Raw genomic sequence first — 14,749 nt, 5'->3', positions numbered from 1 at the left:
ATGTCGACCGCTACCCTCGAGCAGCCGCCCGCCGCCCCCGCGGCCCCGGAGGCGTTCACCGTCACGTTCATCATCCGCCGTTTCGACCCCGAGGTGGACGCCGAGCCGCGCTGGCAGGACTTCGACGTCGAGATGTACTCGACCGACCGCGTCCTCGACGCCCTGCACCGCATCAAGTGGGACCAGGACGGATCGCTGACCTTCCGCCGCTCGTGCGCGCACGGCATCTGCGGATCCGACGCGATGCGGATCAACGGCCGCAACCGCCTGGCCTGCAAGACGCTGATCAAGGATCTCGACATCTCGCAGCCGATCTACATCGAGGCGATCAAGGGCCTGCCCCTCGAGAAGGACCTCGTCGTCGACATGGAGCCGTTCTTCGCCTCCTACCGCGAGGTGCAGCCGTTCCTGGTCGCCAACACCCCGGCAGCCAAGGGCAAGGAGCGCGTGCAGTCGGTCGCCGACCGCGCCCGCTTCGACGACACCACGAAGTGCATCCTCTGCGCCGCGTGCACGTCGTCCTGCCCCGTGTTCTGGACCGACGGGCAGTACTTCGGCCCTGCGGCGATCGTGAACGCCCACCGCTTCATCTTCGACTCGCGCGACGACGCCGGTGGAGCGCGCCTGGACATCCTCAACGACAAGGAGGGCGTGTGGCGCTGCCGCACGACCTTCAACTGCACGGAGGCGTGCCCGCGCGGCATCCAGATCACGCAGGCGATCGCCGAGGTGAAGCAGGCCGTCATCCGCGGCCGCGCCTGATCCTCCCCCTCGCGAACGCGTCCGGCCCGCCGGGATCCTCGGATCCGGCGGGCCGGACGCGTTCCTGCGTGCAGGCGGGCGCGTGCACGGGAGCGCCGCGAGGCCTCAGTACGCTGGAGGAATGACCGAGGCGGCCGACACTCCCCGCGGGATCCCGGGCCTGTTCGAGCGGGTCATGCGGACGCGGCCGGTGCGGGTGATGCTCCACTACTCCGAGACCGGCGGGCCCCTCTTCGCCTCCGGACTCGCCTTCCAGGCCCTGTTCGCGGTCTTCGCGGCGCTCTTCGTCTTCTTCGCCGTCTTCGGCTTCTGGGTGCGCGACGACTCGGTGCTGCGCGACTCCCTCCTCGACCTGGTGACCCGCTCCGTCCCCGGCCTGATCGGCGGGAAGAACGCCCTCGTGTCGGTGGACGACCTGCTCGACTCGTCGATCCTCGGCTGGACGGGTGCGATCGCGGCCGCCGGCCTGCTCTGGACGGCGCTCAACTTCCTGGGGAGCCTGCGCCAGGCGGTCCGGCTGCTCTTCTCGCTCCCCGGACCCACGACCCTCTTCGTCCTGCTCAAGCTCAAGGACGCGGGGCTCGCCCTGGTCTTCGGGGCGGTGCTGCTGGTCTCGGCCGGTCTCTCGGTGTTCTCGACCTCGCTGGTGGACGTGGCGTTCGGCTTCCTCGGGATCGGCAGCGAGTCGATGCCGGCCCGTCTCGCCGGCAGCGCGGTCGGCCTGCTGATCATGCTCGCCCTGGACACGGGCACGCTCGCCGGCTCCTTCCGCATCCTCTCGGGCATCTCGATCCCCTGGAAGAACCTCTGGGCGGGCTCTCTGCTCGGCGGGATCGCTCTCGGCGCGCTCAAGGTCCTCGGGACGCAGCTGCTGGGCGGTGCCTCCCGCAATCCGCTGCTCGCCTCGTTCGCGGTCCTCATCGGTCTGCTGATCTGGTTCAACCTCGTCTGCCAGGTGATCCTGATCGCCGCGTCGTGGATCTCCGTCGGGATGAGCGACGCCGGGATCTCGGCGCGCAAGCTCACGCCGGAGGAGCGCGAGAAGGAGCGGGAGGAGCAGCTGCGCACCGCCCGCCGCACCCTCGCCGAGGCCGAGCGCGAGCGGCTTCGCGCCGCGCTGCCGGAGGCGTCCCTCCTGAAACGACGGCGCCTGGAGCGCCAGCTCGCGCAGCTCGAGGAGGAGCTCGAGCAGCTCGCCGCCTGACCCGGCGGTCCGCTTCTCGGTCTTCCCGGCGTCGCCGGGCCCGATTCCGCCTGCCGAGTCTGTCCGTTTCTGTTGACTTCCCTCCCGAACGGGTCTAAAAAGAGGTAAACGCAGATCCGAGGTCGGCAACGACACCGCGTATCCGGCGCACCACCCACGGCGAGACGACGGAGTCCACATGTACGCACCGGAGCGGCACCAGGCGATCCTGGACCGCGCCCGCACCGACGGGCGCGTCGAGGTCCGCGACCTCGCCCTCTCCCTCGCCGTGACGCCGGAGACGATCCGCCGCGATCTCACCAGCCTCGAGAAGCGGGGCCTGCTGCGCCGTGCGCACGGCGGCGCCATCCCCGTCGAGCGGCTGGGCATCGAGCCCGAGGTCGCCGCCCGCGAGGGACACCTCGCCGGCGAGAAGGACCGCATCGCCACCGCGGCCCTCGCCGAGGTGCCCGACGGCGGCTCGATCGCCATCGACGCCGGCACCACCACGGTGCGGCTGGCGGAGCTGCTCCCCCTGGACCGCCGGCTGACGGTCGTCACCCACTCCCTCCCCGTCGCGATGGCGCTCGTCGGCCGGCCCAACATCGACCTCCACCTCATCGGCGGGCACCTGCGCGGAGTCACGCAGGCCGCCGTCGGGCCGTGGGCCGCCCAGGCCCTCTCCACGGTCTCGGTGGACGTCGCCTTCATCGGCACGAACGGCCTCAGCCTCGAGCGCGGGCTCACCACCCCCGATCTCGACGAGGCCGTCGTCAAGTCCGCGATCATCGCCTCCGCGCGCCGGGTCGTGGTCCTCGCCGACCACTCGAAGTTCGGCCGGCAGGACTTCGGGCACGTCGCTCCGCTGTCCGCGGTCGACACCGTCATCACCGACGCCGATGTCGACGACGAGCTCGCCGACGACATCGAGTCGGCCGGCCCGGAGGTCGTCCGCGCATGATCGTCACCGTCACCGCCAACCCGAGCATCGACGTCACCCTCTCCACGAGCGGCTTCGCCGTCGGCGAGGTCAACCGCGCGCACGACGTGCGGCGCGACCCGGCCGGCAAGGGCGTCAACGTCGCCCGTGCCCTCGCCCGCAACGGCGTCGAGGCGACCGCGGTCTACCCGGCCGACGCCTCCACCGGCCTCGACCTGTCCACGATGCTCCGGGCCGCCGGAGTCCGCTCGGCCAGTGCGGCGATCGCCCACTCGATCCGCACCAACATCACCGTGGTCGACGACAAGACGGGCCGCACCACGAAGATCAACGAGCCCGGCCCCGCCGTCACGGAGGAGGAGGCCCGCGCCCTCTCCGAGCTGATCGGCGAGCACGTCTCGGCCTCGCCCCGCTGGCTCGTCGCCTGCGGCAGCGTCCCCCCGGGACTGGGAGCGGACTTCTACCCCGCCCTCGGCCGCCTCGCCCTGCACTTCGGCGTCCCCCTCGCCGTCGACACCTCGGGAGCCCCCCTGACCGCGATCATCGCGGCCGGCACTGCCACCCTGGTGAAGCCCAACCTCGAGGAGCTCGAGGAGCTCCTCGGCCGCTCCCTGACGACGGTCGGAGACGTCGTCGCCGGAGCCCGTGAACTCCTGCAGCTGCCCGACGCGCGAGCGCTCGTCAGCCTCGGAGAGCACGGCGCCCTCCTCGTCACGGCGCACGCGTCGTGGTGGGCGGGCGCCCCCGCCGTCGTGCCCCTCAGCACCGTCGGCGCCGGCGACAGCACGCTCGCCGGCTACCTCTCGGCCGTCGACGCCACGGAGGCGGAGCGCCTCGCGACAGCAGTCGCGTGGGGTACCGCCGCCGTCCAGCTCCCGGGCAGCGAAGCCCCGGGTCCCGACTCCCTCCGCCTCGACGACGTCTCCGTCGTCGAGAACCCCGACCCCACCCTCCCGATTGGAGAACTGAGCGCATGACTGCTCTCACCGAGGCGTCGACGGTCATCGTCGACCTCACCGCCGCCACGAAGGACGAGGCCACCGCGCAGCTCGCGAAGACGCTCGCCGACGCCGGCCGCGTCACCGACCTCGACGGCTTCCTCGCCGACGTCCGCGACCGCGAGTCGCAGATGGCGACCGGGATGCCCGGCGGCATCGGGATCCCCCACGCCCGCTCCTCCCACGTCGTCTCGCCCAGCGTGGCGGTCGGCATCGCGAAGCAGGGCGTCGACTTCGGCGCCCCCGACGGCCCGGCCGACCTGATCTTCCTGATCGCGGCTCCGGACGGCGCCGACCAGGCGCACCTCAAGATCCTCGCCCAGCTCGCCCGCAAGCTGATCCACGAGTCCTTCACCGGTTCCCTCCGCGCCGCCGCCAGCGGCCAGGAGGTCGCGGACATCATCGCCCGAGAGGTCGTCGTCTCATGAGGATCGTCGCCGTCACGAGCTGCATCGCCGGCATCGCGCACACCTACATGGCGGCCGAGGCCCTCGAGCAGGCCGCGAAGAAGAAGGGGTACGAGATCCAGGTCGAGACCCAGGGCGCCGCGGGCTCCGATCCCATGTCGGACCGGACCATCGCCGACGCCGACGTCGTGATCCTCGCCGCCGACCTCGAGGTCCGCGGCAAGGAGCGCTTCGCCGGGAAGCCCACCCTCGAGGTGGGCACGTCGGAGGCGCTCGCGAAGGCGGCCGACGTCATCGACCGCGCCGTGGCGAAGGTGCAGGACGCGCCCGCCGCGAGCCCCGCCTCCGGCCCGCGCTTCGTCGCCGTGACCAGCTGCATCGCGGGCATCGCCCACACGTACATGGCGGCGGAGGCGCTCGAGCAGGCCGCGAAGAAGCGCGGCTACCCGATCCACGTCGAGACCCAGGGCGCGGCCGGCTCGGACGAGATGACCGCGGCCGACATCGCCGCCGCGGACGTCGTCATCCTCGCCGCCGACCTCGAGGTCCGCGGCAAGGACCGCTTCGCCGGCAAGCCGATCCTCCAGGTGGGCGTCGCCGAGGCACTGTCCAAGCCGGACGAGGTCCTCGACCGCGCTCTGGCCCTCCGCGGCTCCGGCTCCGCCGCGTCCGCCCCCGCCCGCTCGACTCCGGCCGCGGCCCCCGCCGCGCCGAAGAAGGTCGGCGTCGGCACGCGCATCCGCCAGAACCTGATGACCGGCGTCTCCTACATGATCCCGTTCGTCGCGGCGGGCGGTCTGCTGATCGCGCTGTCGTTCCTGTTCGGCGGCTACCGGATCGTCGACTTCACGGCCCAGCAGATCATCGACGACGGCTTCAACGTCGCGAACATCACCGACTGGGCCGGAGTGATGTTCCTGATCGGAAGCGCGACCTTCGCGTTCCTGGTGCCGGTGCTCTCGGGCTTCATCGCCTTCGGCATCGCCGACCGTCCCGGCATCGCGCCGGGCTTCCTCGGCGGCGCGGTCGCGGTCACCGTCGGCGCGGGCTTCCTGGGCGGCCTCGCCTCCGGCTTCATCGCCGGCTACGCGGCCCTCTACATCTCGCGGATCAAGCTCCCCGCGGCGTTCAAGTCGCTGATGCCCGTCGTGATCATCCCCCTGATCGCCACCTTCATCACCGGCTTCCTGATGTTCGTGGTGCTCGGAGCGCCGCTCCGCGCACTGAGCGAGGGCCTGTCGTCCTGGCTCTCGGGCCTCTCGGGCGGCAACCTGATCATCCTGGGGATCATCCTCGGCCTCATGATGGCGTTCGACATGGGCGGTCCGGTCAACAAGGTGGCCTACGCCTTCGCGACCACCGGCCTCGCCTCCGTCCCCGCCGACGGCGACCCGAACTCCGTGCAGTTCAAGGTGATGGCGATCGTCATGGCCGCCGGCATGACCCCGCCGCTGGGTCTGGCCCTGGCCACGACGCTCCGCAAGCGCCTGTTCACCGACGCCGAGCGCCAGAACGGCAAGGCCGCCTACCTGCTGGGCGCGTCCTTCATCTCGGAGGGGGCCATCCCGTTCGCCGCGGTCGACCCGCTGCGCGTGATCCCGTCCGCCATGGTCGGCTCGGCCGTCACGGGTGCGCTCGTCGCGCTCTTCGGCTCCACCCTCCGCGCCCCGCACGGCGGCGTCTGGGTCACCGGGCTCGTCGGGCAGCCGATCCTCTACCTGGTCGCCATCCTGGTGGGCATGGTCGTCACGGCCGTCTGCGTGATCATCGCGAAGAGCATCAAGCGCGCCCCAGTGGTCGCCGAGGTGCCCGAGCCCGCCACCGCGCAAGCCGTCCCCGCCTGATCCCCTCCGACCGACCGTCCTGAGCGGTCCCGCCGGCGGTCGCCTCCGCGCTCCTCCCCCTCTCCGAGGGAGTCGCGCGAGGCGGCCGCCGGCTTCCGCGTTCCGGGGTGCGAGCGCGGCCGGGCGGCCCGCTCCGCGGCTCCGAATAGACTGCTCCGGTGACTCGCAGCACCCTCCGCATCGCCTCCGTCAACGTGAACGGCGTCCGCGCCGCCTACCGCAAGGGGATGGGCGACTGGCTCGCCGCTCGCGACGTCGACGTCCTGGCCCTGCAGGAGGTCCGCGCCTCCACGGACGACCTCACGGGGCTCCTCGGGGACGAGTGGGACGTGCTGCACGACGAGGCGACCGCCAAGGGGCGCGCCGGAGTCGCTCTCGCCTCGCGCAGGCGCGCCACGATCCACCGCGTGACCTTCGGCGCCGACGACTTCGACTCGGCCGGACGCTGGCTCGAGGCCGACTACGAGGTCGGCGGCCGCTCGCTCACCGTCGTCTCCACCTACGTCCACTCCGGCGAGGTCGGCACCCCCAAGCAGGTCGAGAAGTACCGCTTCCTCGACGCGATGGAAGCGCGCCTGCCCGAGATCCGGGCGCACAGCGAGCTCGCCGTGGTGATGGGCGACCTCAACGTCGGCCACCGCACGCTCGACATCAAGAACTGGAAGGGCAACGTCAAGAAGGCAGGCTTCCTCCCGGAGGAGCGCGCCTACGTCGACCGCTTCGTCGGCGCCGAGGGCGACCCGGACTACAACGCCGGTGCCGGACTGGGCTGGGTCGACCTCGGCCGCCGGTTCGCGGGCGAGGTGCCCGGACCGTACACGTGGTGGTCGCAGCGCGGCCAGGCCTTCGACACCGACACCGGCTGGCGCCTCGACTACCAGCTCGCCACGCCCGCGCTCGCCGACCTCGCCCGCAGCTACGAGGTCGACCGCGCCGCCTCCTACGACACCCGCTGGTCCGACCACTCCCCCGTGGTCGTCGACTACGAGCTCTGACCCTCTCCCCCGCGAACCGACCCCTCGAGGCCACCCATGACTCCCAGCACCCCGGGCGCCAAGCCCGTCATCTTCTCCGGCATGCAGCCCTCCTCCGGGTCGCTGCACCTCGGCAACTACATCGGCGCGCTGACCCAGTGGGTCGCGATGCAGGAGGACTTCGACGCCTACTTCTGCGTCGTCGACCTGCACGCGATCACGGTCCCGCAGGACCCGCAGCAGCTCCGCGAGCGCACCCGCGCGACCGCCGCGCAGTACATCGCCGCGGGCATCGACCCCGCGCGCTCGACCCTCTTCATCCAGTCCCACGTGCCCGCTCACGCCGAGCTCGCCTGGGTCCTCAACACCCTGACCGGCTTCGGCGAGGCCAGCCGGATGACGCAGTTCAAGGACAAGTCGGCGAAGCAGGGCGCTGAGGCCGCCTCGGTGGGCCTGTTCACCTACCCGATCCTGATGGCGGCCGACATCCTGCTCTACCAGACGGACGCGGTGCCGGTCGGCGAGGACCAGCGCCAGCACCTGGAGCTCACCCGCGATCTCGCCGCGCGCTTCAACTCGCGCTTCGGCGAGACCTTCGCCGTGCCGGAGCCCCACATCGTGCGCGAGACCGCGAAGATCTTCGACCTGCAGAACCCGGGCGCCAAGATGTCGAAGTCGGCGGAGTCGGATGCGGGCCTGCTCAGCGTGCTCGACGAGCCGAAGGCGACCGCGAAGAAGATCATGCGCGCCGTGACGGACACCGAGTCGGAGGTGCGCTTCGACCGGGCGGCGAAGCCCGGCGTCTCGAACCTGCTGACGATCTACTCGGTCCTCGCCGACCGCTCCGTCGAGTCGCTGGAGCAGGAGTACGCGGGCCGCGGCTACGGGGACCTCAAGAAGGGCCTCGTCGAGGTGGTCGCCGCCACCTTCGACCCGATCCGCGCGCGGACCGCGGAGCTGCTCGCCGACCCGGCCGAGCTCGACCGGGTCCTCTCCCTCGCCGCCGACCGCGCGTCCGAGACCGCGGAGCGCACGCTCACCGCCGTCTACGACTCCGTCGGCCTCCTCCGCCGCGTCCGCTGAGGCGGCCGTGCTGCGGCTCGCGCTCTTCGACCTCGACGACACCCTCTTCGCCCATGCCCGCGCTGTGCGGGAGGGGATCGTCGCGTACGCCGCCTCGCTCGGCGCCGCCTACGCCGGCGAGCCGGCCGACGTGCAGCGCCGCTGGCACCTGCTCGAGGAGGAGCACTACCACCGCTACCTCGCGGGCGAGCTCGACTACGAGGGCCAGCGCCGGGCGCGCGCCACGGACTTCGCCGCGGAGGCCGGAGTCGGGCTGACTCCCGAGGAGGCGAGCTCCTGGTTCCGCGGGTACCTCGAGCACTACGTCGCCGCCTGGACCCTCCACGACGACGCGCTGCCCGTCCTCGACCGGCTCGACGCCGCCGGGGTCCGCCTCGGCGTCATCACCAACGGCGTGCTCGACTTCCAGCGGGGGAAGATCGAGGGCACGGGCCTCTCCGGTCGCTTCGAGCACGTGGTCGCCTCCGGCGACGTCGGCGTCACCAAGCCGGACGCGCGGATCTTCGCGATCGCCTGCGAGCGGTTCGGGGTCTCTCCGGAGGAGGCCCTCTACGTCGGCGACCGGCTCGGCACCGACGCCGTCGGAGCGGCCGCTGCGGGCCTGCGCGGCGTCTGGCTCGACCGCGTCGGCGGTCCCGAGCACGGCCGCGTGCTGCCGCCCGAGGCGGTCGAGCTGGGCGTGCGCCGGATCGGCTCCCTGGACGAGCTGGACGCGCAGCTCGGGCTGTCGGCGGACTGAGGCCCCGCCCGGGTCTGGTCTCGATAAGCCGCCTGCAGCGACTAAGCGACCAGCATGCACGTCCGAATTGCCGGGTCTCGATGAGCCGTCTGCGGCGACCACTCGACCAGCATGGGTGTCCCCGAACCACCCCGTTGCGATAGCCGTTGCGCCGTCGTCGGAACGACGAAGCGCCCCACCCGACCCGAGGGTCGGACAGGGCGCTTCACGTGAACGGACTCACGCCATCCGCTCGTTGCGCAAGGCGAACGGGGAGGACGCGTGTCAGCGTCGTCCCCTAGCCGGACGGAACCCGCTCCCCGAGACGCGACCACCTCGATGAGCCGACCGCGCCGCGGCAGGCAGGGACTGCCGCGGAAGGAACTACTGCACGTCCTCGTCGATCCAGTCGAAGGTCTTGGTGACGGCCTTCTTCCAGAGGCGGTACTGGCGGGCGGCCTCGTCCTGGTCCATCTGCGGGGTCCAGCGCGAGTCCTCCTGCCAGTTCTGGCGCAGGTCGTCGAGGTTCTCCCAGAAGCCGACCGCGAGTCCGGCTGCGTAGGCCGCTCCGAGCGCAGTGGTCTCCGCGACGACCGGTCGGACGACCGGGACGCCGAGGATGTCGGCCTGGAACTGCATGAGCAGGTTGTTGGCGATCATGCCGCCGTCGACCTTGAGCTCCTGCAGGGGGACGCCGGAGTCGGCGTTGACCGCGTCCAGGACCTCGCGGGTCTGGAAGGCGGTCGCCTCGAGCGCGGCGCGGGCGATGTGGCCCTTGTTGACGTAGCGGGTGAGGCCGACGAGGGCTCCGCGGGCGTCGGAGCGCCAGTAGGGGGCGAACAGACCAGAGAAGGCGGGGACGAAGTACGCGCCTCCGTTGTCCTCGACCGTGGCGGCCAGCGCCTCGACCTCGGGGGCCGAGCCGATGAGGCCCAGGTTGTCGCGCAGCCACTGGATCAGCGAGCCGGAGACCGCGATCGAGCCCTCGAGCGCGTAGTGCACCTCGCCGTCGCCGAGCTTGTAGCCGATGGTGGTGAGCAGACCGTTCTTCGAGTGGACGATCTCGGTGCCCGTGTTGAAGATCAGGAAGTTGCCGGTGCCGTAGGTGTTCTTCGCCTCGCCCGGGTCGAACGCCGCCTGGCCGAAGGTCGCGGCCTGCTGGTCGCCGAGGATGCCGGCGATCGGGACCTCGCGCAGCAGCGACGAGGACTCGACGTGGCCGTAGACCTCGGAGGAGGAGCAGACCTCGGGGAGCATCGACTTCGGGACCCCGAAGGCCTCGAGGATGTCGTCGCGCCACTCGAGGGTCTCGAGGTCGAGGAACAGGGTGCGGGAGGCGTTGGTGACGTCGGTCTTGTGGACGCCGCCGTCGATGCCGCCGGTCAGGTTCCAGAGGACCCAGGTGTCCGTCGTGCCGAAGATCAGGTCGCCCGCCTCGGCCTTCTCGCGAGCACCCTCGACGTTCTCGAGGATCCAGACGATCTTGGTGCCGGAGAAGTAGGTCGCGAGCGGGAGGCCCACGATCGACTTGAAGCGGTCCGCGCCCTCGTCGCCGGCGAGGCGGTCGACGATCGACTGGGTGCGGGTGTCCTGCCAGACGATGGCGTTGTAGACGGGCTTGCCGGTCGTCCTGTCCCAGACGACAGCGGTCTCGCGCTGGTTGGTGATGCCGACGGAGGCGATGTCGTGGCGGGTCAGGTCGGCGCGGGAGAGAGCCTGGCCGATCACCTCGCGGACGTTGTTCCAGATCTCGATCGGGTCGTGCTCGACCCAGCCGGCGCGCGGGAAGATCTGCTCGTGCTCCTTCTGGCCGGTGGAGACGATCGATCCCTTCTTGTCGAAGATGATCGCGCGGGACGACGTGGTCCCCTGGTCGATAGCGATGACGTAGTCAGCCATGAATGATTACTCCTTCGTAACGGGGGTGAAAGGAAGCGCGGCGGTCTAGAGGACCGGGAGCAGCACGAGCGAGGCGAGGCCCGCGAGCACTCCACCGACGATCGGGCCGGCGACGGGCACCCAGGCGTAGCTCCAGTCGCTCGAGCCCTTGCCCTTGATCGGCAGGAGAGCGTGCGCGATGCGGGGGCCGAGGTCGCGGGCGGGGTTGATGGCGTAGCCGGTCGGGCCGCCGAGGGAGGCGCCGATCGCGATCACCAGGATGGCGACGGGCAGCGCGCCGAGCGCGGCCAGACCGCCGTCGCCCTGACGTCCGCCGCCGAAGCCGATGACGACGAAGACGAGGACGAAGGTGCCGATGACCTCGGTGACGAAGTTCCAGCCGTACGAGCGGATCGCCGGGCCGGTCGAGAAGACGCCGAGCTTGTTCGCCGCGTCGGGCTCCTCGTCGAAGTGCTGCTTGTAGGCGAGCCAGCAGAAGACGGCACCGAGGATCGCACCGATCATCTGGGCGAGGATGTAGACGAGGATCGAGACGATGTTGACGGGCACGCCGGATCCGAACTCGGTCGCTCCGCTCGCGACGAGGCCCAGGGTGACCGCGGGGTTGAGGTGCGCCCCCGAGTTGTACGAGACGATCACACCGGCGAAGACCGCGAAGCCCCAGCCGATGTTGACCATGAGGGTTCCGCCGTTGAGACCCTTGCTCTTCACGAGCGCGACGTTGGCGACGACACCGCAGCCGAGGAGCACGAGCATGGCCGTTCCCACGACTTCGGCGAGGAAGACCACTCCGAGATTGTCCACGTTGACCTTTTCCTTTTCGTAAGACGGACGCGCACAGGCGTCCGCGGCGGGCTTCGATGCCCGACGGTGTGAAGTTATCGGCGCCCTGTCCTAGCGACAAGGAACGGCGCGTGCACGTTTGTGCGTTGTCACGACGGAAGCCCCGGTCGAGGTGGTCCTCGGTCCGGGGCTTCCGTCGATCCGCGCCTGATCGCCGATCAGGAGGCGGGCACGGCCGTCGGGGTCTGCACCGAGGTGCCCCCGACGTCGACGCCGTTGTACTCCTTGAGGTGCGCGATGGTCGCGTCGACCTCCGACGCGCGGGCGGCGTCGTCCCAGCCCAGCACGGCGCCCGTGTGCTCGGCGAGCTCCTCGAGGAGCTCGCGGCTCAGGCCGCCCGTGAAGGCGTGGTTGGTGCGGCGCATCACCAGGTCGATGAGGTGCACCACGCTCTCGCGCTGGGCGAGGTAGCGGATCTCACCGGTGGTGAAGTCCTTGTCGAAGTCGAGCGCCTCGTCGTGTCCGTCGGCCAGGGCCTCGATGACCTCCTGCGCGCGGGTGCCGTAGCGCTCGAGCAGCTGGCCCGTGCGGGCCGAGGAGAGCCCGGAGCGGTGCTGGCTGATCCACTGCGCGCGGGACGCGTCGGTGCGCGGGAAGCCCTTGCCGCCTCCGATGGGGGTCTTCACGGTGGAGACGCGACGGGTCACGCCGATCCGCTTGAAGACCTCGTTCGAGAGGTGCTCCGACAGGGCGCGGAACGTCGTCCACTTGCCGCCGACCAGGCTGAGCACGGGCGAGCCGTTGCCGGGGAGCGTCGAGGGCTCGATGCGGTAGTCGCGGGAGACGAAGCCCGGGGCCTCGTCGTCGTGGCGGGGCAGCGGGCGGATGCCGGAGAACTTGAAGACGATCTGCGAACGGTCCACGCGGATGGCCGGGAAGACGTGGTTGACGAGCTCGAAGAAGTAGTCGATCTCCTCCTCCGTGCACACCGCCGGCTTCGTGGGGTCGGCGTCGATGTCGGTCGTGCCGACCATCACGCGGCCCTTGAGCGGGTAGATGAGGACGATGCGTCCGTCGCTGTGCTCGAAGAACATCTCGCGACCCTCGCAGGCCTCGACCAGCTCGGGGTTGTCGAGCACGATGTGCGAGCCCTTGGTGCCGCCCATGAATTTCGTGGACGTGCCGAGGGCCGTGTTGGTGAAGTCGGTCCACGGTCCGGAGACGTTGACGACGACGTCCGCCGCGAAGGTGAACTCCTCGCCGGACTCGCGGTCGCGGAGGACGACGCCCTTCTCGTCGGCGCCGACGGCCTCGACGTAGTTGGCCGCGCGGGCCTTCCTGCCGCCGATCAGCGCGTCGTGGAGCACGTCGAGCGCGAGGCGCTCGGGCTCGTGCACGGAGGCGTCGAAGTAGGTGGCGGTGTACTTGATCTTCGGGTCGAGCTTGGGGAGCTCGTTCAGCGAGCGCTTGCGCCCGTGGAACTGGTGGCGCGGGACCGTGCCGCCGTCGCGGGAGAAGAAGTCGTACATCGTGAGGCCGACCTTGATCAGCAGCGCACCGCGCTCCTGCGGCTTGCCCGACTTGTGGGTCAGGAAGCGCAGCGGAGCCGCGAGGATGCCCGAGAACGTCGAGTAGATCGGGATCGTCGTCTGCAGCGGCTTCACGTAATGGGGAGCGATCTTCAGCAGGCCGTTGCGCTCGTGCACGCCCTCGTTGACGAGTCGGAACTCGCCGTTCTCGAGGTAGCGGATGCCGCCGTGGATCATGTGGCTCGAGGCGCTCGAGGCACCGGAGACGTAGTCGCCGCGCTCGACGAGGGCGACGTCGACGCCGTTGAGCGCGAGCTCGCGGAAGGTCCCGATGCCGTTGATGCCACCGCCGATGACCAGGACCGTGGCGCGGGGGTTGTCGCGGAGAGCAGCGACGCTCTCGCGCAGAGCGGAGTTTCCGGGAGTTCCGTCGGACTGTGCCACTTCGTACTCGCCTTCGTGTCGTAGGGGTGTCGTCGAGGCCTCCGCACCAGCGTGCACCGGGGAGATGACCGATTGATTTCGCGGAGGAATACAGCCATCCTTGACCCGACAACACATCCGGTCAAGACGGGTGGAAATCCGTGCAGGGAGCGCTATGACCCCGGTGAGACCGGTCGTCGAACTCGACGAGACGACCCACGCGACCCATCCCGACAAGACGCGGGACGCGCTGCGTGCGGCCCAGCTGTACTACATGCAGGATCTGACGATGGACGCGATCGCGCACGAGCTGCACACGTCGCGCTCCTCCGTCTCGCGCCTGCTCTCGCACGCCCGCGCGACCGGCCTGGTCGACATCCAGATCCGCTCCCCCCTCGACCGGGCGAGCGCCCTCTCGGCCGAGGTGCGGTCCCACTTCGACATCACGGCGCACATCGTGCCGGTGCCGGACCACACCAGCGAGATCGACCGGCTCGAGCGGGTCGCCCTGTCCGCAGCGAGGATCCTCGGGCAGTTCATCGACTCGAACATGATCGTCGGCATCGCCTGGGGCTCCACGATGAGCGCGATCAGCCGCCACCTGATCGCCAAGGAGACGCACAACACGCAGATCGTGCAGCTGAACGGCGCCGGCAACACCGAGACCACGGGCATCAACTACTCGAGCGAGATCCTCCGCCGCTTCGGTGACGCCTACGCGGCGAAGGTCCAGCAGTTCCCGGTGCCGGCGTTCTTCGACGACCCGACCACCAAGCAGGCGGTGTGGCGCGAGCGCTCCACCCGACGGGTCCTGGAGCTGCAGCAGCGGATGGACGTGGCGCTGTTCGGGCTCGGGTCGCCGTTCGCGGCGGTCCCCTCGAAGGTCTACATCGGCGGCTACCTGGAGCCGAGCGACTTCACCTCGCTCAGCGGCTCCGGGGTCGTCGGCGACGTCGCGACGGTGTTCTACCGGTCCGACGGCAGCTGGGACGACATCCCCATGAACGAACGTGCAAGCGGTCCGGACCTCTCCACGGTGCGCCGCGCGTCGCGCCGGATCTGCGTCGTGTCGGGCGCCTCGAAGCTGCCGGGCCTGCGCGGCGCCCTGGCGGCCGGCCTCATCACCGACCTCATCCTCGACGAGGGAACGGCCCGCGCCCTCATCTCGGACTGACGACTCCCGCCCTTCCGCGGGACGCGCTCGGG

General features: G+C 70.6%; 13 protein-coding genes. 10 read left to right on the top strand and 3 right to left on the bottom strand.

Features of this window, described 5'->3' with window-relative positions:
• From C5C37_RS07005 to C5C37_RS06960, 9 genes are all read left to right on the top strand, one after another.
• Positions 1–762 carry a succinate dehydrogenase iron-sulfur subunit gene (locus C5C37_RS07005; RefSeq protein WP_104338705.1) on the top strand — a complete coding sequence of 254 codons (762 nt, stop codon included), beginning with the start codon at positions 1–3 and terminating at the stop codon, positions 760–762.
• 121 nt (positions 763–883) lie between these two features.
• On the top strand, positions 884–1,966 hold the full coding sequence (locus tag C5C37_RS07000) for a YhjD/YihY/BrkB family envelope integrity protein (RefSeq protein WP_104223189.1): 1,083 nt from the start codon (positions 884–886) through the stop codon (positions 1,964–1,966).
• 178 nt (positions 1,967–2,144) lie between these two features.
• The gene (locus C5C37_RS06995) at positions 2,145–2,906 is read left to right on the top strand and encodes a DeoR/GlpR family DNA-binding transcription regulator (RefSeq protein WP_104226423.1); all 762 of its coding nucleotides are present in this window, start codon (positions 2,145–2,147) and stop codon (positions 2,904–2,906) included.
• Entirely contained in the window at positions 2,903–3,862 is a 960-nt protein-coding gene (locus C5C37_RS06990) for a 1-phosphofructokinase family hexose kinase (protein ID WP_104251227.1), read from the top strand. Before C5C37_RS06995 ends, C5C37_RS06990 begins: the two co-directional genes overlap by 4 nt.
• Positions 3,859–4,311, top strand: a complete 453-nt coding sequence (locus C5C37_RS06985) for a PTS sugar transporter subunit IIA (protein ID WP_097166616.1) — start codon at positions 3,859–3,861, stop codon at positions 4,309–4,311. Before C5C37_RS06990 ends, C5C37_RS06985 begins: the two co-directional genes overlap by 4 nt.
• Positions 4,308–6,134: a PTS fructose-like transporter subunit IIB gene (locus C5C37_RS06975; RefSeq protein ID WP_104232839.1), complete on the top strand. Its 1,827-nt coding sequence runs from the start codon at positions 4,308–4,310 to the stop codon at positions 6,132–6,134. The genes C5C37_RS06985 and C5C37_RS06975 overlap by 4 nt, the downstream gene beginning before the upstream one ends.
• A gap of 158 nt (positions 6,135–6,292) precedes the next feature.
• Positions 6,293–7,129: an exodeoxyribonuclease III gene (locus C5C37_RS06970; protein ID WP_104263197.1), complete on the top strand. Its 837-nt coding sequence runs from the start codon at positions 6,293–6,295 to the stop codon at positions 7,127–7,129.
• Positions 7,130–7,165: 36 nt separating this feature from the next.
• On the top strand, positions 7,166–8,191 hold the full coding sequence (gene trpS, locus C5C37_RS06965; RefSeq protein WP_104223193.1) for a tryptophan--tRNA ligase: 1,026 nt from the start codon (positions 7,166–7,168) through the stop codon (positions 8,189–8,191).
• 7 nt (positions 8,192–8,198) lie between these two features.
• On the top strand, positions 8,199–8,930 hold the full coding sequence (locus C5C37_RS06960) for an HAD family hydrolase (RefSeq protein WP_104309802.1): 732 nt from the start codon (positions 8,199–8,201) through the stop codon (positions 8,928–8,930).
• Between the two features lie 363 nt (positions 8,931–9,293).
• On the opposite strand, the gene glpK is transcribed toward C5C37_RS06960, so the two are convergent.
• The 3 genes from glpK to C5C37_RS06945 all read right to left on the bottom strand — a co-directional run bounded on the left by glpK (position 9,294) and on the right by C5C37_RS06945 (position 13,564).
• Complete coding sequence (gene glpK / locus C5C37_RS06955; RefSeq protein ID WP_104226427.1) at positions 9,294–10,808, bottom strand: glycerol kinase GlpK; 1,515 nt, start codon at positions 10,806–10,808, stop codon at positions 9,294–9,296.
• 45 nt (positions 10,809–10,853) lie between these two features.
• Positions 10,854–11,564, bottom strand: a complete 711-nt coding sequence (locus C5C37_RS06950) for an MIP/aquaporin family protein (RefSeq protein ID WP_374952909.1) — start codon at positions 11,562–11,564, stop codon at positions 10,854–10,856.
• A 245-nt stretch (positions 11,565–11,809) separates the two neighbouring features.
• A complete protein-coding gene (locus C5C37_RS06945) occupies positions 11,810–13,564 on the bottom strand; it encodes a glycerol-3-phosphate dehydrogenase/oxidase (protein WP_258061232.1) in 1,755 nt (584 codons plus the stop codon).
• 154 nt (positions 13,565–13,718) lie between these two features.
• On the opposite strand from C5C37_RS06945, the gene C5C37_RS06940 reads away from it, so the two are divergent.
• On the top strand, positions 13,719–14,717 hold the full coding sequence (locus tag C5C37_RS06940) for a sugar-binding transcriptional regulator (protein ID WP_104223198.1): 999 nt from the start codon (positions 13,719–13,721) through the stop codon (positions 14,715–14,717).
• Positions 14,718–14,749 lie beyond the last annotated feature (32 nt).

The sequence above is a fragment of the Rathayibacter sp. AY1F9 genome, from assembly GCF_002932155.1.
Classification (GTDB): domain Bacteria; phylum Actinomycetota; class Actinomycetes; order Actinomycetales; family Microbacteriaceae; genus Rathayibacter.
This window is presented reverse-complemented; position numbering and strand designations above follow the sequence as displayed.

Bases quoted from the DNA above. Each gene is read 5' to 3' on its own strand.
- C5C37_RS07005 (WP_104338705.1), top strand. From the start codon at position 1: ATGTCGACCGCTACCCTCGAGCAGCCGCCCGCCGCCCCCGCGGCCCCG.
- C5C37_RS07000 (WP_104223189.1), top strand. From the start codon at position 884: ATGACCGAGGCGGCCGACACTCCCCGCGGGATCCCGGGCCTGTTCGAG.
- C5C37_RS06995 (WP_104226423.1), top strand. From the start codon at position 2,145: ATGTACGCACCGGAGCGGCACCAGGCGATCCTGGACCGCGCCCGCACC.
- C5C37_RS06990 (WP_104251227.1), top strand. From the start codon at position 2,903: ATGATCGTCACCGTCACCGCCAACCCGAGCATCGACGTCACCCTCTCC.
- C5C37_RS06985 (WP_097166616.1), top strand. From the start codon at position 3,859: ATGACTGCTCTCACCGAGGCGTCGACGGTCATCGTCGACCTCACCGCC.
- C5C37_RS06975 (WP_104232839.1), top strand. From the start codon at position 4,308: ATGAGGATCGTCGCCGTCACGAGCTGCATCGCCGGCATCGCGCACACC.
- trpS (WP_104223193.1), top strand. From the start codon at position 7,166: ATGACTCCCAGCACCCCGGGCGCCAAGCCCGTCATCTTCTCCGGCATG.
- glpK (WP_104226427.1), bottom strand. From the start codon at position 10,808: ATGGCTGACTACGTCATCGCTATCGACCAGGGGACCACGTCGTCCCGC.
- C5C37_RS06950 (WP_374952909.1), bottom strand. From the start codon at position 11,564: ATGCTCGTGCTCCTCGGCTGCGGTGTCGTCGCCAACGTCGCGCTCGTG.
- C5C37_RS06940 (WP_104223198.1), top strand. From the start codon at position 13,719: ATGACCCCGGTGAGACCGGTCGTCGAACTCGACGAGACGACCCACGCG.